Genomic DNA, 20755 nt, shown 5'->3' with positions numbered 1-20755 from the left:
ATGTTAAAACTACAGAATCCAACCATCCAATTACAAGCAGGAGACTTGTCCTTCAAATTTTTAAACAGCGGGGATATTTCCATAATAACGTACAAAAACATTATGCTGAACCAAGTAATGACAAACCCGATTGATGGTTCTTTAAACAACCTTTACTTAAGGCTGTACAAAAATGAAGGAATCAAAGTTGTGCCTTTGCTTGGGATACATTCAGAAAGCACTTTACACTATTCGGATTCCCACGTTTCCTGGCAAGGGTCTGCCGATGAAGTGCGCTATAAAGTGGATTTCATGCTTTCAGACAAGGGTATTTGGTTTTGGGATATCAACCTGGATGGAAATGGTATCGAGGCCGATATTATTTATGGACAGGATTTAGGCCTTGCAGATACGAGTGCTGTGAGATCCAATGAAGCATATATGGCCCAATATATTGATCACACTGTTTTAGAAGACGAATTTAAAGGATATATCGTTTGTTCCCGCCAGAACCAGCCCCAATCAGTAGGGTTCCCATACTTGCAGCAAGGTTCATTGACAAAAACAGTTGGGTTTTCAACTGATGGCTTCCAATTTTTTGGTTTGTCCTATAAAGAGACGAATAAGCCGGAAGTTTTAACTAAGTCGTCCCTTGCCAATAAAGTTTACCAATATGAATTTGCCTATACTGCCCTTCAGTCTGAGAAGATCAAATTGTCTGGACAGGCGCAGTTCGTTTTCTACGGCCTCTTTAAATCAGACCACCCTGAAGCGATAACTGCATTGGAATTTCAGGATGATATCCGTAGTGCATGGGCAGAGGTAAAAGGAACGAAAAAAGAATGCAACCCTATCGAAAAACCGGTGATCTCCCCTCAAATTGGAGAACCGCTAAAAACTTTATCCTTTGATCAAGATGAAATTGACTGCCTGTTCCAGAATCGGCACCAGGAAGAATGGGATGGCGGGAAGCTGCTTTCTTTCTTTACAGACACTTATGAACATATTGTTTTAAAAGAAAAGGAATTGCTTGTCGAACGCCCCACAGGCCATATTATCATGACTGGCCAAACCGGCAAAATGAAAGAAAACACTATCACAACGACAAATTATATGTATGGGGTATTTAATGCTCAACTGGTAGTTGGGAATACTTCAATGAATAAATTGTTAACCAATGTTAGGAATCCTTTAAATATCTTAAAAACATCCGGACAGCGGATTTATGTTGAAATTGAGGGAGTTTACCAGCTCTTCACTATGCCTTCCCTGTTTGAAATGGGCTTTAACTATGCGCGCTGGTATTACAAGACTTCCGGGGAAACGTTTATTATTACCAATTTTACAACGGTCGACTCTCCTGAAGTCCAGTTGAATGTACGTTCATTGAGCGGAAATTTCTACCGCTACCTTGTCACAAACCAAGTGTCCATGAATAACAACGAGTACGCAGTACCATTCCATATAGATCACCAAAGCCAAACGCTTACATTCCGTGCCGATTCCAACTCTGATAATGCAAGGGCTTATCCGAATCTATCCTATCGTATGAAAATTGAAGGCACTGATTTTACCGTAGATGATGAACGGAAGTTTGGCAATAATCTGATTCCGCAATCAGCTTCCATTGTGGTGCTTGAATTAAGCGCTGCTCCTGAATGGGAAATGACCGTACAAGGCCTTCTTCATGGTGAAGAAATACCGTTTGTGCAAAGGGAAGCATCAACCGAAATAGAAAATTATCGCAATGTCTACCGCAAGGTTATGAACGGCTTCCAGCTTTCGCAAAAAGAAAAAACAACTGATGAGCTTGAAAAAGTAAATGCACTGGCCTGGTGGTACACACACAATATGCTAATCCACTATTCTGTACCGCATGGCCTTGAGCAATACAGCGGTGCCGCTTGGGGAACCAGGGATGTTTGCCAGGGACCAACTGAATATTTCATGGCGACCCAAAATTACGATGCTGTCCGCGATATCATCAAGACCGTTTTCTCTCATCAATACGAAGAAACTGGAAACTGGCCGCAATGGTTTATGTTCGATAATTATATCAACATTCAAGCTCATGAAAGCCATGGTGATATCATCGTATGGCCGCTTAAAATGCTGACAGATTATATAGCCGCGACAAATGATTTTAGTATTTTGCAAGAAAAAGTTCCGTATACAACGACAAAGACATATCAGTTTACTGAAAACACAGCCACCATTTTGGAACATGCAAAGAAGGAAATCGCGTACATTAAGGACAATTTCCTTCATGGCACGCATCTGTCTTCATATGGCGACGGTGACTGGGACGATACGCTTCAGCCTGCGAATGCACAGTTAAAGAAATACATGATAAGCAGTTGGACGGTTTCATTGACCTATCAGGTTCTGAATCACTTATCCAAAGTAATGGGAAAAGTCGATGAAAATGAAGCTGTTGAGCTGAAACAATTGGCTTCAGGGATTGAAAATGACTTTAATAAGTATATTTTGCAAACTGAAGTAATCCCGGGCTTTGTCTATATGGAAAACCCGGAGACAGCGGAATTGATGCTCCACCCGGAAGATACCAAGACAGGGATCAATTACCGCCTCCTGCCGATGACACGGAGCATGATCAGCGAATTGTTCACTCCGGAGCAGGCAGAAACACATTATCAAATCATTAAAGAAAAATTGCTCTGCCCGGACGGAGTGCGGCTGATGAACCGCCCGGCAAAATATATTGGAGGAGTCAGCGCACATTTCAAGCGTGCTGAGCAGGCAGCGAATTTCGGGCGTGAAATCGGTCTCCAATATGTTCATGCGCATATTCGTTTCGTTGAAGCTATGGCAAAACTCGGCAAAGTGGATGAAGTCTGGAATGGTTTGCAGGTGATCAATCCAATCGGCATTAAACAGGTGGTACCAAATGCAGAAATCCGCCAAAGCAATACGTATTTTAGCAGTTCAGATGGTAAATTCAACTCCCGCTATGAAGCACAGGAGCGTTTTGATGAATTGCGAAATGGGACTGTGCCGGTTAAAGGCGGCTGGCGGATTTATTCCAGCGGCCCAGGAATCTATATGAATCAATTAATTTCCAATTGCCTAGGAATTCGTTTCCATGAGACTGATTTAGTCATTGACCCTGTTCTTCCTCAAAGCTTTGGTGAGCTGCGCTTTAACTTTGAGATCATGGGTGCCCCTGTAACGTTTGTCTACCATTTAGATAATCAGAGTGAAAAACGAGTATTGATCAATGGTCAAATCACGGATGCCGAAAGCATTTCAAACCGGTATCGCCAGGGCGGATTACGGATTAATCGACAGCAGCTTGACCAAAACCTGACCAAAGATACAAATATAATTGAGGTCTATCTATAAAGAAGCTATGTTTCAACTATTTTGATTGGACCAAAAACAACAGCCAAGTTTACTATAGCTATCTTTTAAAAAAAGACGGCGGTTTCCTTTAACCGCCGTCTTTTTCATTGCTCCCCTTTATATAATCGATAAGTTAAGTGTATGATTGAACATGAGGTGATAATGTTTGGCAAATATTAAAGATATCGCAAAAAAAGCTGGTGTGTCCATTTCCACAGTTTCCTATGCTTTAAATGGAAGCTCCAAAGTAACACCAGAAACCTCGGCAAAAATTTTAGCCATTGCTAAAGAATTAAATTACACTCCTATTGCAGCTGCAAGGAACCTGAAAAAAAGGGAAACAAAAATTATTGGAGTCTTTTTTTCAGAATATACGGGAGCCTTTTACGGCCAGCTGCTGCAGGGGATGCGTGAAACACTTTCACAAAAAGGTTATGACTTGATAGTCTGCAGCGGCTCACAATCACATCGCTTCATACCTGAACGAATGATTGATGGAGCGATTATTTTGGATGAGACGTTTTCAAGTGAAGAGATTATGCGTTTCGCAGATCTTGGACATAAATTGGTAGTTCTCGATCGGGAAATCAATCACCCTAATATCACGAAAGTGTTGCTTGATAATAAGAACGGCTCGGAATCGGCCATTCAATACTTTGACAAACAGAATTTTACGGAAGTGTATATCCTGTCAGGGCCGGATGGCTCTTACGATTCCAACCAGCGCCTTAGTGCTGTCAGGGAAACTGTTAAACATAAACAAAACATGACCATTATAGAAATGGATGGAGATTTTACAAAGTCTTCAGGAGAAGAAGCAGCCCGGCAACTGGCAAGGGAGTATTCTGCTCCTGTTGCCGTATTTTGCTTAAATGATGAAATGGCGATTGGCATGTATAATTATTTGGCGAAAACCAATTATCGCGTTGGTGATCACTTCCATATTATTGGATTTGATAATATCGAGGTATCCCACTATTTACAGCCACGCTTAACAACGATTGATTATTCCAAGGAAAATTGGGGAGCGCTGGCTTCCGAGCAATTAATAAATTTGATTTCGAATCAGCCTGTAGAAAACAAACAGATTCCAGTGACATTATTGGAAGGAGAATCTGTCAAAAGGAAAAACAACTAATTTTGTTATTGTCTCGCATAGAAAGAAATAGCCCGCCAGACCCAGTTTTCCTGAGTTCGGCGGGCGTTTTTATTTGTTTTAACCTTTTACAAGACGTTCGGTAAAGAATGTCATTCCCCGTTTAAAAGCTGTCAGACCGTATAACATGGAACTCCAGTCTATCAGAGTAACAGCAGTAGGATACCATCTTTCTGGCTGCTCAAGATGCCACCACGAATATCTGTGCAATCCATACTTATAAGCTGCCCTGAATTTCCGTTCATCTTCCTGGTCTTCCGGATTGGTGTAGACATCATATGGAATATGAAGGCGGTATAGAGCATACAGGTCATAAATCCCGGCAGGATAAACAGGCAGGAATCCTGCTACTATATAAGCGGAAGCTATATCATGCGGGGCATTATTAATCTTGTCTGCATGGTAGCCTCCGTACAGTCCATCATTCGGGCCGGCTCCATATCCCCATACATATGATGCAACATCATTCAGTTCCTTCCATTTCAAGCGATCCGCCATACAGGCATTCCTATAGAACTCCCGGTATGTCGGGCTAGTCGCATATTCAGGCACCAGATAAAAAGGAAATTGATGTACAAAGGAAGACAGGAATGCCGATGCATCGTGGTCAGTAAGGACTGGTATATCACGATAATGGATTTGCGGCAAGTTCCTGATTTGCCCTTCTGCAAAATTGTTATTCCATAAATCCTGAATATCCTGGTCTTCAGGCTGGCACAATCTCGCAAGATAAGCGACCATTACATATTCATTATAGGCCGGAAGCGGAAGGGTCCCCTCCCCATCCTTGACCACCATGTTGATTACGCCCCTTTCTTTATCGTTGACCACTACACGCCAATCGATCGATTTCAAGAGCCTTGTTGCCAGTTCAGAAATTTTAGGTTTTTTTTCTTTAAAATGCTGTCCTGCAAAAAGGGCTCCGGCAACCAGCAATGAAGTATCGATTGTTGATATTTCTGAATGAATGTTTTCACCAGTCTCCATATCAACGAAATGAGCAAAAAAGCCAGTTTTCTCATCACGTCCCACTTCGCAGCCTTCTACCTCACCAAGGCAAGCGCGTAAAGTCAGCTGTGCTTTCTCAGCGGCTTTCTCATCCCATCCTTCCATATCAGCTACTGCAAGACTGATGAGCCCTACCCCTGTAGCTGCAATCGAGCACCTAGTATCCGGATTCTCGCCTAATGTCATATAGGCGTCAGCATATAAACCTGTTCTTGGATTACGTGAAGCCTCAAATAATTCATAGGAATCTTTGTACTGTCGGTCAAAAAAAGTTTTCACCTTATCGGGCAATTCTTTATAAAAATCTGTAACCTCTGACATTTCATCACTCCACTTATTAATTGAAATCTGTGTTACACTTGCCTGTTGATCTCCGCTTCAGACGCTCCAATCAACATAGTGTATAAAATCAACAATGAGCTTTAACACAGCCTACCTGAAATAAACAGTCAGGCTGTCGTCGACCTTTGCATGCTTATGGCTTGTAACCACAGTCAGGTTGCCTATTTTTTCTATAGCGTAGTTGTTATTAGGTACTATATCCTTCTCTGTTTCATAAACAATCGTATCCTGGCTTTGAGTAAGTCGGAACTCGATAGCATCCTCGCCTAATTTGGTTATCTCTGCGGTCGAGTAAGCAATTTTCCCCTGTTTGTACTTTACATTGACCGGCAGCATTACTCCATCCTTGCTTTGAAGGGTAATAGGCCTGCCCCCAAACAAAGCCTTCCCATTTTCAAATACTCTAAATTGTTTGTCAAAACCATCCAGGTTCAGAATATGGATAAATCTCTCGCCCTCATGATTGGAAGTGGACGTCATAAAAATTCCGTGTTCCTTACAATCATGGGTCAGCTTCGCTTTTGCCCCTAGCTTTTCAAAGCCTTCTTTAAATAGAGCGATATCGCAGGAATATGCATTCGCCATCACGATGGCACGTCCCTTTCCAACTGCTGCATCAAAGGAACATACTTCATCCGATCCATATACTTTCAGAAGCGGTAACGCATTCCCGATTTCAAAGGTTTGGGCAAAATGGCTTCTTACTTCAGGACGGGGGGCGGCCCAGCTGTCAGCGTAAACGGACAGGTAATGTCTATGTGAGTCCCTATGGATTCCTTTAGCTTTGACGCCAAGCGCATCAGCGAGTATGGTACATTCTTTACCTTCCATGTCATATTGCGGCACCTCTCCATATAAGAAGATACCACCGCCTTCATTCAGATAATCGACCAGCTTTCTTTGGATCCTGCTATCCATGTATCTTGCAGAAGGAAGAGCCAGCACCGGAGTTCGACTTGCGGATAAAGGCTTGTTCTGGACATCGACTGAACTGAAACGATAACCGGCAAGGAGCATAGATTTACCCATGATCTCCCATGCCCCTCTATTACGATGCTGTTCGATGTTCGTAAGGATTTCTCTCATTTTTGCACTATGAGGGTAACGGTATTCTGTCATGTAATAATCAGGGATAAACGCAAAAGCTACATCATCACGCTCTTCATCCATGACAGCTATTTTGTCTGAAACAGCCATCATCGTTTTGATTGCTCTTGCCATCCTGGGGAATGTATAGTTCAGTTCCCCTTCAGGGCTTACAGGAGCAGCAAATCCATGGCGTTCCCCGGTGCTCGCGATCCGGTCGTTGCCATCTCCTACCTTCTGATCCAGGCGATAATTTCTTCCTCCAGTCAGCAGGTAATAGTTCAATAAACGATTTCCTTGAGCGATACACATTCTCGTTTTGAAATCGGCAGCAGAAACATCATATCTTGCGCCTAAATTATTGCCAAAATTGCCATCCCCACAGTTGAATTCCACTGAAGTCAACGGCTGGTCCGGGTTATGCACAGCGTCCATGAAACCATTGATGATATATAAGTCTTGGAAGGTGACGACATCCAGATCACCAAAATAAATATCAGAACCAGATATATATCCAGGAGCCTGTGTATAGGATTCATACAGCTGGCTTATTCCTATTGGGTAAGTAAATCCGCGGCCGCCGCCGGTTCCATGGATATTAATAACAAAGGGTATGTCCTTTACGCCAAATTCTTCCGCAAAGGTTCGCAGTGTATGGACATACTGAGCGAATCGATGCCTCATATAGTATCCTAAATCCTTCATCAACTCGGCAGCATATTCCTCTTTAGGTGAACGGACAGCATTATTTCTTGTTTCCGTATCACATAAATCAAATGGATAACGGGACGCCAATGTTTCCTCATCGTACTGGTTCATGAGCCAATTGGAGAACTCATCAAGCACAAAATCCGTTAAATCCGGGCAATTGCTTACCCAGGAAAGCATACCAATTTCGTTATCAAGCTGAAAAGCGATAATCTTGCCGCCATTTGTATGCAATCTTGGCGTAATGATTTTCATCAAAGCTTTATACCAATTGCGAACCTCTCTTAGAAATCCTGGAGAATTATAATCAAGTGTCGGAGTTGTAGCAGGGGTACCGTCCCATGCGGTCGGAATGATTTCCGGATGCTTGTCGTAAACCCAGTACGGTATGCCCTCGTTCTTCATCTCAGCCATGATGAATGGGCCCGGACGGACAAAAAAGTAAAGGTCGTTTTCCGTACAAAGATCAATGAAGCCTTCCAAATCCAGCTCCGGACGGGTTTTCCCCTGCAAATCAACTTCACCTTCAACTGGTTCATGAAGAAGCCAAGGAACATAAGTTGCAATTGCATTGCAGCCTGCGAGTTTCAATTTATCGATCCGGTCCTGCCATTCATTCCGATCAAGCCGGTAATAGTGGATTTCTCCGCACATAATGATTTGAGGCTTACCATCGATAATGATCTGTTTATTTTTAATTTCAATCATAAGTACCCTGCCTTTCACTTTTGTTTGCAAAATAACCAGTAAGAAAAATTCCATTAGTGCGCATGCCGGAACACTAATGGAATTTTCATTTTATTCGCCGGTGATACCCGAACGGTCCACCCCTTCAACAAACCAACGTTGAGTGATAAAGTACACAATCAATAAAGGAAGGATCGATAGAATGGTTCCTGCCATCTTAATCCCTTCATTTATTTGATTTCCTTCCAATCCCATCTCAGCCGGGAACATTTTTTGATAAGTGGCAACAAACTTTTGCAGCTGTAATGGCAAAGTAGTCAGGCTATCCCCAAAATAAATCGCAGCCAGGTAAGTTTCATTCCAATACCAGACAAATGAGAACAGGAATGAAATAATGATGCCTGGTACTGCCATAGGAAGGGCGATTGTAAAGAAAATCCGAAAGTGCCCAGCCCCATCAATTTGGGCAGCTTCTTCGAGGGCTTTCGGTACCATTCTAAAGAATTGATAAAAAATCAGGATGAAGATTGCACTGTTCAGCCCCTGGCCCAAGGAGGCAGGGAGCATAAAGGCCTTGAGGCTTCCAAGGATATTCAGCTCATTGAAGAATATATATCTTGGAATAAGCGTTACCTGAGGCGGGATGATAAAAGTCGCAAGTACCATTACGAAAAGTATCTTTTTCCCTTTGAATTCAAACCTGGCCAGACCATACCCAACCACAGCCGCGACAGCTGTCTGAGCCAAAGAAGGCAGAAGGGTCACGTAAAGCGTTTCGCCGAGTGTTTTAAAGAAATTCATGACCTGATTGGCCTGCGCATAATTGTCTAAATACAATTGAGTAGGAATCCAGTTGACGAGCGGATTCAGGAGGTCATCCAGGCTTTTAAAGCTGTAAACCCCCATATAAAGAAGCGGGAATAAATACACGAATCCAATCCCTATCAACAGGCCATAGATTAGTGCTTTAAAAAGAAACCCATCAGATCCCTGCATACCTAAAAAGAATCTTTTCGTTTTCAAGTAATATTGATCAAGCTGTTGGATTTTTGAGTTTTGCACTTTGAACCCTCCTTTTTAAGAGTAATTTTTCCTTCCCTTCAATGTCATCGCCCCTACACTGATCAGCAGTGCAAGTGCAATGATGAGAAAGTAAATCCAGGATAGCGCCGATGCATAACCGAAACCAGTATCCACTTTAAACATATTGGTCTGGATATGCTCGATAATAGGATTCAAAGAAAATATCGAATACATGACAATGGTATAAATGGTGTTTACGATAATCATTGGGAATAAACTTGGGAGAGTCACTTTCCAGAATGTTTCCCAGTTAGATGCACCATCAATTTTAGCAGCCTCGTAAATTTGCTTGTCCATCTTTTGAAGTGCTGCAAGGAATATCAATATTTGAACTCCGGAAAACCAAAGAATCATGATCAGATTTTTGATCAAGTAAAGCAGGATTCCATTGAAAAAGCCGTCAGGATTCGAATTAAGAGCCTGATAGATTGCGTATTGTTCAATGGAAGGAATGGTTGTAATGCCTTGATCTATCAATTCCTTCATGACTGGGCCGCTCGCAATGATTACTGGAAGGAAAAAAATCGTCCGGAACATTCCGCGAAATTTTACCTTTTGGTTAAGCAGCAAGGAAATGATCAATGAAAATACGATGATGATCGGTACCGATATGGCCAATTCCTCTAAATACTTAGTCATCCTGTCGATAAAGACAGCATCAACGACAAAGGCATATTCAAAGTTCCCGAATTTTACAAACTCGGTCTGAATTCCCGTCGTGGTAATTTTTACTTTTTGAAAGCTCAAATATAAAGAATATAAAAGAGGAAAAGCGGTAAAAATCAAGAAGCCGATAATCCATGGTGAAACAAATAATAGTCCGACTGCACTATTTTTTGCCCTTAAACCCTTCACCGCTATTCCCCCCTTTCTACGACTGCGAAATCTTTTGCAGCTACTTGAATTGAATCTTTGCTATAAGGCTTGTCCGTGTAATTCACAATTATCATTTTCCCGTTGGAATAGGAAACCTCTACAATGCCTGCTTGCGGCACATCCCGCGCAACAATCGCAGCTCCCTCCACGCGCCCAAGGCTTTGTTCCACCTTTGCGTATTGTTCTGCGATCTCATCCTTCCATACTGAAAACTCGGATGTATACACATCCTTTGATGGGGTATCCATTAATAAGCTCGAAGGCTGATCCGTTAATAAAAATGACGGGTAAGCACCGTATTCAATCATTCTCAACACATTCTCTTCCGGATTGGCATTGAAATTTGAAAATGGTGCGAAGTAAGGCAAATACCCTTTTAAGACAATTTGCAAGAAAGGGACAGTATCGGTAACTGAAACATAATTGGATGAAAACATTGGAACATCCAGGTACCGGTCTGACTGGTTCCATGCGTAAACATTTGGTCCATAAAGGGAGATGCTTCCCATTGATTTGTTCAATTCCCGGAATAATTCATTATACGTTTCAATCGTCTTCTCCCGATTGGAGGATTTTGATTTATTGTAATCGGAAAATAACGTGTATCCAGTGGAATCGATGGCCAGATTGGAAATGTTATGCTTGCTGTAATCCTTTACATCCTCTTTAGCAATTTCCAAGGATTTAAAAGGGGATAGATAAAAAAGCTTCTGATCTTTTTCTTGAATGGCTATCGTTTCCGAACTCACCTTTTTGGCAACATCCTTACTGCCGGAATAACCTGAAGCACCTTCATACGCTTTCGTATAGTCTGTATTAAAATAGATTGGTATGTTGTCCTTTTTTAAGAGGTTCGTAACATCCTCAATATCATCTTTATTTCCGAGTTTCTTCTCCAATGGAAATTTGGATGGCAGGGTACCAGTAAGTCCGTTCTTTGACCAACCCTTATAAATGACAAACATATTATCTACTTCTTTTTTCTTCAGTTCTTTTGTAATCTGCGGGATCTTGTCCACTTCTGTCATTGGGATGACCGTATCCCACAGCAAGCCATGTTTTACTTCTCCGCCCAGGATTTCGAGCCTTACTTGCGCCTTGTCTTCCTGCTTTTTTAATTTTTCATTTTCAACCAGGTATTCCTGGTATCTTTTCGCCATCCCAACATAGTCGGCATTATCTTTATTCAAGAACATATAGCGGAGCTTAATATCGAAATCGTTAGTGTCCTTTTGGTAAAGATTAATTCCTTGCATATTCTTGCTCGTTGGCTGGTAATATTCATACCGATAATGGAACTGGGAAGATACCCAGTTAAAATCTGTCGATATACCTGCTGGATAGGCTACAATATCGGCAAAGGAATATCCATCCTCAATGACTGTTAAAAAAGCGTTCTCCTTTACGCCATGCACTGCCCCGAATACAGGCATTTTGATCGGCTGGACGGGATAAACTTTTTCATTAACGGCCATCGTCCGTTTAAAGCCTTCATCTTCTCCAAAAACGGAGCCGACAAACGGAGTGCCCGATTTGTTGCCGCTCTTTTCATACCTGATGAGGGCCCCGCTGCCGTCCGGCAGGAACATATAACCATTCAAATCATTCTCATTGACCGATCCGAAGAATGGGTATGCCTTAACTGAAATCAGCTGAGTACGCTTGTTTTCTTTTAATTGCTCCTTTGGGATCGTCACCACAAGCTGATCATCTTCCAGTTCAACATCCAGCTGAAAGGCAATTTTAGCCTGGTTCATGAATACTTTGGCACTAAAGCCATTTTTCGTACGTTTTACATTTGGACGGGAGTCATTTGTAAGGATACTCTCACTTCTGACTTTCCCATTGCGGTCAGCATATTCAATCGTAATGGCTGATTGGATCATTTGCTCCCACGTTTTATTGATCCGATAATCATCGGGCTTATCAAGGCCGGTATTCCAGACATAACCAGTTTGCTTATCCTGGACCTTCAGCGCTAAGGATTCCTTGTTTACATAAAGTATGTACCCATTGTTTTCAGCTGCCTTTTCAAAGCCTTCGAACGTATTTGCCTGCTGCACTAGTTCACCGGCCTTGCTTTCCGGTTTTGTAAATGCTGCTGAAGTATACTTCATTTCGGTTTGTTCATTTCTGGTGTTAATGGAAGGATTATCCTTATTTGTTTGCAATGCCGAATCTGCTAAAGCATGGATGGGCAAAATCAAGAGAATAAGCACTATTAATAGTTTCTTATGCACGCAGGAGAACCTCCTTCACGATGGAGTAGACAAAGTCATACACCTGGTCAAACAATACAAATATGATGAAAAGGACAAGTATCATAATGACCATCCCAAACAGAGTTACAAAAATGTTCCGAAACGTCTCTGAGAAGGAGTAATTGTGTATTTCCTTGATCATGATGAACAGGATTAGCAAGCACCAGGCGTATACAATCCGAGTCGAGAAAATATAAATGAACGATTCATTATAGGTCAATACATTTGATACTAATGTAATAGGAATGATAAAGACGATATAAGGAGCCAGCGAATAAATGGTCCCGATATAAATATCCCTGAATCTTCCTTCCCCATCATTAATTGTACTTACCATATAGTTGGCAATAATTAATAATAATATTGGAATGAACACGACCAATATTTCTACTAGCAGACTTGCATCCTCGCTAATATAGGATGCGAACAGAAATCCCGTCTGGAATTTTGCAATCAAATATTCAATGAATAAAACAACATAAAGTATTGTGGCAGACAAAACTGAAGCATAATTTTCCCGTTTCAAATAATAGAAACTGTCAATCGGATGCCTGAAAAATTGAAATATAAACAGCAGCTCGGACAATAGTTTACGGGATTTCCACTTTCTCCATCCGGCACGCGGCGCGTCCAGGATTTTTTTCTTCTTATCCACATACTTGACCAAATAATAGATTAAGAAGAACACGATCACAATAAGGAACACCGCGCTTAGATTTTCCTCCATCCATGCCTGGCGGACTTCCCAGAATGCGTCGGAATATCCGTATGGATCTTTCGCAAGTGTATATTCCTCTAGCGCACTGTCATAGTCCTGCTGTTTATAATAGGCTTTTCCCATTGCCGTATGGGCCAGTCCGAATGATGAGTTCAATTCAAGGACGGATTTCCAGTATTGCTGGCTTTCTACATATAAACCTTCTTTATATAAGGCAATCCCTTTATGCACCTGCTCAGAAAAGGCTGTTTTTTCAAAGACCGTGACCATGCCCCGCTCTTTGTCAGTCACATAAACCCTGCCGCTGCGATCGATAGTTATTCCAGTTGGCTGCTTGAATAAGCCAAGCCGGTTGGACCCATCATCCAGTCCTCCAAAAACAAACAACAGGTTCCCAAAGCTATCAAATTCATGGACTTCACCTGTGCTGTTCAAGGTGAAAATATTCCCATCCTCATCTACAGCAATATCCTGATAGGTTGAATCCCAGGAAACATCCGGCCATAACATATTTTTGCCGGCAACATTCAGTTTTTTGATTACTTCATTTTTGGTTCCTTCCGTCACGGAATAAATAAGTCCCTGCTTGTCGATGGCAACATTATCCGGAGCCGGAGGAGTTTTCAAAAACACCTTTGATTTTTGAGTTTCAGTCGTAAGCAAATTCTTGAGAAAGGATGAAATGGAAACATCGGTATTGTTTACACCGTAATAGCCAAGAAAGGATCCGTCCTTGCTCAGCTGAATGATTCCATTAGTTGAACCCTCACTTATGACATAAAGGTTGCCTCGGCGGTCGACCCCCACTTTTTGGGGCTTATATGGAGAGGAACTCCCAAAGAGCGGGGAGTCAGGCTTTCCATATTCCGCCTCAAGCTTTCCTTCCACAGTGAATTTAAAAACCTTTTCTTTTGAATAATCAGCTACATATATATCTCCAAGTTCGTCGACATATACCCCGGTAGGAGTGTCGAGAATGCCTTCTCCGATTTGTGCGACAAGACTCCCTTTTTCATTTGCAACCAGAACTTTTTTCGCTCCGGAATCAACTACATATATGTAGCCGTTTGGATCGGCATAGATATCTTCAGGTGCTTTGATCTCAGTACCTGATAGAAAATCTCCTATTGGAGAGAATGCCGTCTGTGTTTCAATCAGTCCCCCGTCGCTGGACAGTGTTTGTGTCTTATACGGAGCAGACGCATATGCGGTTGACTGTAAGGGAAACAATAGCAAGATCCAAGTGCATATAATAACTATGTATTTCCTCATTTCCCTCCCCCCTATCTATTACTTGATTCCTGAATGTGCCATCGTGTTCATTACCTGGCTTTGAAGAAAAATAAAAATAATTAAGTTCGGAATGAACATGATCAGCGAAGCGGCTGCCGCCATTCCCTGTCCCGCAACACTATTGCCTGCGGCCGAAGTCAAGGTCGACATATAGAATGCGAAGTTTTTCAATCCTTCGTCATTGACATACAAGGTAGAGCTCTCCGTGCTATTCCAGACCAACTGGAATGACAGAATGGCTACGGTCGCAATGGCTGGCTTTACCAACGGTATGATGATCCTTGTAAAAATGTGAAAATCCGAAGCGCCATCCAATTTGGCAGCTTCTATCAATTCATTCGGTATTTGGTCGATGAACTGCTTAACAAGGAAAAGGCCGATCGGCATTGCCAAAAGCGGCAGAATATGGACCAAAAAGTTATTGATCAGCCCTAATTCTTCTATTAATAAATATCTCGGAATCGATACTGCTGCCGGAACAAACATCAATGCAATGGTATTGATCTCGAAAATGATCTTCTTTGATTTAAACTCTTTCTTTGACAACGCATATCCAGCCATCGTGCTGATTATAATCGTCAAAAAGACAACTATGAGGGTAATGGCGATGCTGTTAAATAAATAGCGGGACATCGGCACCCCAGTTGCATTTGCCTGTCCAAACAAATCGGCGAAATTTTGCAATGTTGGCTTATCGACGAAAAAACGGGGTGGATAGGCGAACAATTCGTCAATCGGTTTAAAAGCGTGGAAAAATATAAAAACGATCGGCAAAGCCATGAATACAGCCAATGGTATTAAAAACACAAGAAACTTCAATTGGCTTTTATGAAACTTTGATGGATTCATTTTGGTTCCATGAAAGGCAGACATACTAATCACTCCCAGTTGTTAATCCTTTTCCCCGAACAGTCTCCAGGCTACTTTGGAAAATGCGTAAACAACGATCAGCAGCACAACCGAAATCGCCGCAGCATAACCCATTTCATAACGTATAAAACCAAAGTCCTCAAGATGGTTGACCATCAGCTGGCCCGCATACTGCGGTGTCGGGTTTGCCCCTGAAAGGGCAACCCCGATCGCTCCTGCCTGAAACGTTCCTACTACCGCCATAACCGCACCGAACAGCATCTGGGGTTTCATTGAAGGAATGGTAATGTAGATAACCTCCTGGAACCGATTTTTAATCCCATCAATATAACCAGCTTCATAAATTTCAGAATTGATGTTCAGGACCCCGGACAGCATTGCCAAAAATCCGACACCCATGCTTCCCCATAGCGTAACGAAAATCATAATCTTCATGAGGTATTCAGGAGATTGAAGCCACTGGATCGGCTCGAACAACACTCCCATGGTGATCAGGATACTGTTCAAATAGCCTGTTTGGTCACCACTGAAGATAATGGTCCATACGACAGCCATTGCCACCCCGGCCGTCATGGAGGGTGAATAGATAATCAGCGCCAGGATAGTCCTTAGTTTGCTTGGAACCTGAGCCAGCGCCCATGCCAGAATAAAAGAAAGGATATATCCGCCCGGGCCTACGATAAGCGCAAAAGTCAATGTATTCGGGACTATCTTCTGCATGAACACTTCATCCTGTGTTATCAGGCTTACATAGTTGCTCAGCCCGATAGGTTTCGGCGTTTCAATCGCATTGAAATACGTAAAGGACAATAGAATTGCCGCACCAACAGGGATTATGATAAAAGCCGTAAAAAAGATGATATATGGACCAAGAAAAAACCATTGGCTAAAGTCCCGTTTATTTTTTGTCATTTTCTTCGCCTGCCCAACTTTTCACTTGCTCAATGGTAGGAATCGGATAAGGCTTGACCATTTTACCGTTTTTCATATAGCCGAACTCCTCCATTTTGCGGGTAATCTCTCTATCAATTGCGATGATCGAATCGTCGACAGCAGATCTCGTATTTTCCCCGTCAAAAACAATCCGATTCCATATGTTACTAAGTTCACGTTCTACCATATACGCTCCTGGAGTTTTAGGCACTTCCTGCAAATACTCCCATTGCTTCAAAATGGTTTCCTTATGTTCTTCAGGCCACGGCAGCTGGTTGAACGCTTCAAGATTGGCCGTGTTCCACATATACTCAGGCCCATACAGGGTTTGGAGGCTGGATGCGAATTCTGTCTGCGTTTCAGTATCCATCCACCATTTTAATAGTTCCCATGATTTCTCTTTATCTTTTGTTCCCTTGAAAATCATTGCCGACTGGCCTGAACCGGTTGCCCAACGCTCTACCGTTCCATCCTCCTGTTTGTTTCCTGGTTGTGGAGTAATATCCCACCAGCCAGCTATCTCAGGAGCAGCCGAAGTCAATTGTACATAGGTAGTGAAGCTTGAAACCCCAATAGGCATCGTCGCATATCTAAAGTGATTGTAAAAATTCGGAACCTGAAGCGGAAGGCTGTAGATTGTATTAAGATCTGCCATGAACTGAATCCCTTCCAACGCTTCCTCCGATCCAATCGCAGTCCTCATTCCGTCCTTTTCATAAAGGTCCCCCTGGAACTGATAAATGAAAGGAGCAGTAGTTTGAAACGGCTTAAATCCTGCCGCACCTGAAATCGGTGTATAGTAATTCATTCCGAATCTTTGAAGCTCTGGCAAGATGCTGATAACATCATCCCATGTATCGGGAACTGGCAGATTCATAGCATCCAGTATGTCCCTTCTATAAAACTGCACAAAGAAATCCTGTGTCTCAGGCAAAGCATATACCGAATCCTCTATCATCAAAGGCAAGAATGCGCCAGGTGAAAATTGCTTGCTATAAGCCTCGAAATCTTCAAATTGGTGCAGGTCAACTGCCGCACCTCGTATGGATAGTTCATATGGCAGCCAGTTGCTAATCCCAAGGGCAACATCCGGCTGTTTATTTGCCGCACTGGATAAAACTAATTTGGATTCATCCGGCATTAATGAGAATTTTACAGGAATGCCAGTTTCAGGCGTAAAAGTCCGGTCCGCTAAATTCTGTATTTGCTCCACATACTGGCGAGGCCGGTTCATCCAGACCTCAATGGTTTCATCGTCACGATTGTCAACAGTATAATTTCCAGAAGTAAACGAAAGAGCAAAACGCTCAAGGCCATTCCACGTCTTCTCTAGAAAACCAATTGCAGCTGCCGGCAATTCTTGTTCCCCGTGCAGGTAAAAGCGGTCTACTAACAAGGGCTGTTTAGGCAGCTCCACCAATAGGTTTCCAAGCAACTGTGCCACTGAAGAAGAGCCTTCCGACAGCTCCGTCATCCTATTGGGAATTTCATCCGGTTTCTCACTTAATTTCTTCAACTTTTGTACTGCTAATTGAAGGGAGACTATTTCGCTTGAATCCTTTTCTGGATCGCCTAATCCCTTTAAGTATTTGCTTTCCTCTTCCAAAGTCTTTGCCCATTGATTCACACGGTCTTCAATATCCGGAATGTACTCGCTGATTTTCCACCCGCGGGATTGATTTGTTTGATTACCTGTCAGTTTTTTAATAGAAAGTGATAGTTCCTCAATTTCTTTCATGACTTCATTGGTTGTATAAGCTACTCTTTCTATCGGTGATGCATCAGCTTCAAGGCCAATTGTGTGCTCACCTTTTGTTAAATAAAACAGGTATGGTTCACCTTTATCGTTTGAGAGCGTAACGTTTGACCATTTCTTGTTAAACTCAAAGGTATATGACGCTACTTCAGAAAAAGGAATCTCGCCATCAATGGAAACCTTCCTGAAAACGGGTGCCCCAGTCTTTTTATTCTGTTGGACTTTAAAAGTCAATTGATAAAATCCATCTTTGTCAACCTTTATATTCCAGTTAACTTCCTGGCCGCTCGTTGCCCACGAATCCCCGCCTACCGTATTTAATAATAGATACTTGGGATCACTGGGCACCGCAGAAGGGTCAGTTGAAGCAAAGGGTCTTATGTAAGAACTATTTTTCGTATAATTTGTTTCAGCTTCATTTACGATTAATTCTTTTACTTGTTTATGTCCTTTATTTACTTCTATGTACTCCTCATAAGCAAGAAGCTCGGAAACAGACGTGACTGATAACTTTCCGACAAGCATCTCCCCACGTAAATTGGAAAGTTCGATTGTGTTTTTCCCCTGTTTCAAAAAGTACTTCAATGGTGCTGGCTGAAGCTGGCTTGCATCTTCTGCTTTGGCGCGGCTCCATTTATTGACAGTTGTTTGTTGTGGAATAACATCATTTCCAAAACGGTCTTTTTCAAAAACATCCTGTTCATTCTTCCATTCGGATGGAAAAACGATTCGCCTGCTTTCATAAAAAGGAAATTCCCCGTTCACCAGGATTGCGCCTTCTATTGGAATAACCTTGTTACTTAACGGGTAATAATCAAATGAAAGTTCGTATAAACCTTCCTCAGGCACATTAACCTCATATGAAATGGATTCCTGGTTATGCCAATAGAAAACACTATCCCCATATCCTTTACTCTCAGAATCTGGCAAAAGATTCTGTTGGTCTGTGCTTATGGAATCAGAAGAAGGAACGGACACCTCAATATTTGAGGCGTCCTTAACTCCTTCCTTCTCCCACTTTTGAAGGACGGAATGATAGCGTTCTTCGACAATTTTTTCGGCTGGCACTTTATCACTGTTATTTTCAGCAGATGCAAACCCTTGTGGAAATATGAAGAACAGCGTAATTACCGACCAAATTAATATCTTAGACTTCATACTATCAACCTCCCCAACATTCACGATTACTTAGTTTTCCAATGCAGCCTCTGCTTCAGCTGCTTTTTTATCCGCCAATTCGTCAAGTTGTTTTGCATAGTCTTCAACTTTCGATTCGCCCTTGACAAATGCATTAAGCAGCTGGCCTGTTTTGGCGTTTTCTGCTTCAGAAGTTTTCACGCCAGTAAGTGCCTCATATCTTGCATCAACATAACCAGGTACAACCTTAACCGGTTCTACAATTGCCTTGTCAAGATTGTCATAGGCAGTACGGATTCCAGGCACATCAAGAATTGCAAAGTATTCATCAAGAACTTCTTCATCAGTTGTAATTGGCAATGTATTTAATGTCTTTCCTTCTTTGTCAGCAATTTCCAGACGCTTCATGAAGCCCTCTTTGCCAAATGACATGAATTTTGCAAAAAGATAAGCCTCCTCTGGGTGTTTGCTAGTTTTTGAGATTCCTATGAAATCATTTGCAATTGCAGTCACACCGCCAGGCAGGCCAATGAAATCCCAGTCAAAGCCAGCCTTTTCACTGAAGTTTGCCGCTGCAAATGTACCATCCCACCAAAGGCCGATTCCGCCCTGGATCCATGTTTCACTTCCGTCTTTACCCTTAAAGTTGGCTTTTTGTTCGTCTGTTAAAGTGTCATATGCATAGCCGTTCGTTACTAATTCTTTTGATAGATTGACACCATTAATATACTCTTTGCTATCTAACGCGAATTGGCGATCCTTCAATGTGTACCAGCCCATATCCGGGTTCACTGCAGCAGGGTACCATTCTGCAACAGTCATAGCATTGTTAAGTCCAATAACTCCATTGTTAACATTTGTAACTTCTTTGACTCCAGTAACAAAATCTTCTACAGGCGCTCCAAATTCAGGGTAATCAAGGTTTGCTGCATTAAAGACATCCTTGTTTACAAAATAGCCAAGGAAATGCTGTGCTGAAGGGATTGCGTACATTTTACCGTCGTAAGTAGAAGACTCTTTAACGATCTTCGGTACCTTTGCAAAATCTTTATCATTTTCAACCATTTTCGTTACATCCAACAGCCAGTCATTGGATAAAGCCAGCGGGATTTGCGGCAATGCGAACACATCCGGCATGGTTCCGGCACTTGCTGCTGTTGCCAATGTACCATTCCAGTCTTTTGTATTAACCGTTTCATTCAGTTCAATTTTGATGTGCGGATATTTTTCCTGGAAAGCTTCAAGCATCATACGCTCCAGATTTTTTTCCTCTTCCGTTCCCAGATTCCAGTGTGCGTAAGATAGGGTTACTTCCTCTTTCTTTTCATTGTCTTCCTTTTTATCTGTGCTGGTTTCTTTTGCATCACTGCAGGCAGCGAGACTAAAAATCAGAGTTAATACCGCAAAGATGGATAATACCTTTTTCATACTGTGACTCTCCCTTAATGTATTTTTTTAGAAAAGAACCTTTATGGTTCATATTCCCGAAAGTGTTCGCA

12 protein-coding genes are annotated in these 20755 nt (G+C 42.1%); 2 read left to right on the top strand and 10 right to left on the bottom strand.

Annotation, left to right across the window (positions count from 1 at the left end; genetic code table 11):
- The gene (locus CVD19_RS03185) at positions 1 to 3342 is read left to right on the top strand and encodes a GH36-type glycosyl hydrolase domain-containing protein (RefSeq protein ID WP_101580431.1); all 3342 of its coding nucleotides are present in this window, start codon (positions 1 to 3) and stop codon (positions 3340 to 3342) included.
- A 166-nt stretch (positions 3343 to 3508) separates the two neighbouring features.
- Positions 3509 to 4480, top strand: a complete 972-nt coding sequence (locus CVD19_RS03180) for a LacI family DNA-binding transcriptional regulator (RefSeq protein ID WP_101580430.1) — start codon at positions 3509 to 3511, stop codon at positions 4478 to 4480.
- A 78-nt stretch (positions 4481 to 4558) separates the two neighbouring features.
- Here the strand turns inward: CVD19_RS03180 and CVD19_RS03175 are convergent, their stop codons facing one another.
- The 10 genes from CVD19_RS03175 to CVD19_RS03130 all read right to left on the bottom strand — a co-directional run bounded on the left by CVD19_RS03175 (position 4559) and on the right by CVD19_RS03130 (position 20684).
- Positions 4559 to 5827: a hypothetical protein gene (locus CVD19_RS03175; protein WP_101580429.1), complete on the bottom strand. Its 1269-nt coding sequence runs from the start codon at positions 5825 to 5827 to the stop codon at positions 4559 to 4561.
- A gap of 111 nt (positions 5828 to 5938) precedes the next feature.
- Positions 5939 to 8350 carry a beta-galactosidase gene (locus CVD19_RS03170; protein WP_101580502.1) on the bottom strand — a complete coding sequence of 804 codons (2412 nt, stop codon included), beginning with the start codon at positions 8348 to 8350 and terminating at the stop codon, positions 5939 to 5941.
- A gap of 90 nt (positions 8351 to 8440) precedes the next feature.
- Positions 8441 to 9391: a carbohydrate ABC transporter permease gene (locus CVD19_RS03165; protein ID WP_257985010.1), complete on the bottom strand. Its 951-nt coding sequence runs from the start codon at positions 9389 to 9391 to the stop codon at positions 8441 to 8443.
- Between the two features lie 15 nt (positions 9392 to 9406).
- A complete protein-coding gene (locus CVD19_RS03160) occupies positions 9407 to 10267 on the bottom strand; it encodes a carbohydrate ABC transporter permease (protein WP_257985009.1) in 861 nt (286 codons plus the stop codon).
- Positions 10268 to 10269: 2 nt separating this feature from the next.
- Positions 10270 to 12528 carry a DUF5696 domain-containing protein gene (locus CVD19_RS03155; RefSeq protein WP_101580427.1) on the bottom strand — a complete coding sequence of 753 codons (2259 nt, stop codon included), beginning with the start codon at positions 12526 to 12528 and terminating at the stop codon, positions 10270 to 10272.
- Positions 12521 to 14539 (bottom strand): YIP1 family protein, encoded by a 2019-nt coding sequence (locus tag CVD19_RS03150; RefSeq protein ID WP_101580426.1) that lies wholly within the window; start codon positions 14537 to 14539, stop codon positions 12521 to 12523. The genes CVD19_RS03155 and CVD19_RS03150 overlap by 8 nt, the downstream gene beginning before the upstream one ends.
- Before the next feature lie 18 nt (positions 14540 to 14557).
- A complete protein-coding gene (locus tag CVD19_RS03145) occupies positions 14558 to 15433 on the bottom strand; it encodes a carbohydrate ABC transporter permease (protein WP_101580425.1) in 876 nt (291 codons plus the stop codon).
- Between the two features lie 18 nt (positions 15434 to 15451).
- On the bottom strand, positions 15452 to 16342 hold the full coding sequence (locus tag CVD19_RS03140) for a carbohydrate ABC transporter permease (RefSeq protein ID WP_101580424.1): 891 nt from the start codon (positions 16340 to 16342) through the stop codon (positions 15452 to 15454).
- Entirely contained in the window at positions 16329 to 19277 is a 2949-nt protein-coding gene (locus CVD19_RS03135; RefSeq protein WP_257985008.1) for an extracellular solute-binding protein, read from the bottom strand. Before CVD19_RS03135 ends, CVD19_RS03140 begins: the two co-directional genes overlap by 14 nt.
- A gap of 30 nt (positions 19278 to 19307) precedes the next feature.
- Complete coding sequence (locus CVD19_RS03130) at positions 19308 to 20684, bottom strand: ABC transporter substrate-binding protein (RefSeq protein ID WP_101580423.1); 1377 nt, start codon at positions 20682 to 20684, stop codon at positions 19308 to 19310.
- Positions 20685 to 20755 lie beyond the last annotated feature (71 nt).

The organism is Bacillus sp. T33-2, from assembly GCF_002860205.1.
Taxonomy (GTDB): domain Bacteria; phylum Bacillota; class Bacilli; order Bacillales; family Cytobacillaceae; genus T33-2.
The sequence above is the reverse complement of the archived record's forward strand: the minus strand, read 5'-3'. Positions and strand labels throughout refer to the sequence as shown.